Source organism: Pseudomonas sp. R62 (genome assembly GCF_000257605.1).
GTDB lineage: Bacteria > Pseudomonadota > Gammaproteobacteria > Pseudomonadales > Pseudomonadaceae > Aquipseudomonas > Aquipseudomonas atacamensis.
Window position 1 is genome coordinate 1 of record NZ_AHZM01000951.1, and the last position, 641, is coordinate 641.

At 64.4% G+C, this 641-nt stretch carries 1 protein-coding gene; it reads left to right on the top strand.

The features are described from left to right. Positions 1-641, top strand: a 641-nt coding sequence (gene tam / locus OQK_RS01310; protein WP_016770761.1) for a trans-aconitate 2-methyltransferase, incomplete at both ends; no start/stop codon positions are given.

The following is a 641-nucleotide window of genomic DNA, read 5'->3' on the forward strand; positions in this document are numbered from 1 at the left end:
CGCACCCGTCCGGCCCGTGATCTGTTGGCGGCGATACCCACGGCGCACGCCCGGGCGGTGGTGGATATCGGTTGCGGGCCGGGCAATTCCACCGAGTTGCTGGTGCAGCGTTTTCCCGAGGCCCGGGTCAGTGGCCTGGACAGTTCGGCGGACATGATCGCCGCCGCGCGCAAGCGCTTGCCCGATGTGCAGTTCGAGGTGGCCGAGATCGACAAGTGGACCGATGAAGGCCCGTTCGATGTGATCTTCGCCAATGCGGTGCTGCAATGGGTGCCTGATCACGCTTCGTTGCTGCCAGCCTTGGCGAGCAAGCTTTCAGATGGTGGCAGCCTGGCGATCCAGATGCCGGACAACCTCAACGAACCGTCCCACCGTTTGATGCGTGAAGTCGCCGCCAATGGGCCGTGGGCGAGCAGGCTGGCAGACGCTGCCGGGCAGCGTACCGACATGGCCAGTGCCAGTGAGTATTTTTCGATGCTGCGCCCGCATTGCGCGCGGGTCGATGTGTGGCGCACCACCTATCACCACCAACTTCGGGACGGGGCGGCGGGGGTGGTGGAGTGGTTCAAGGGTAGCGGGTTGATTCCATTCCTGAGCCCATTGACCGAGGAGGAGCGGGCGCAGTATCTGCAGCGGTATCT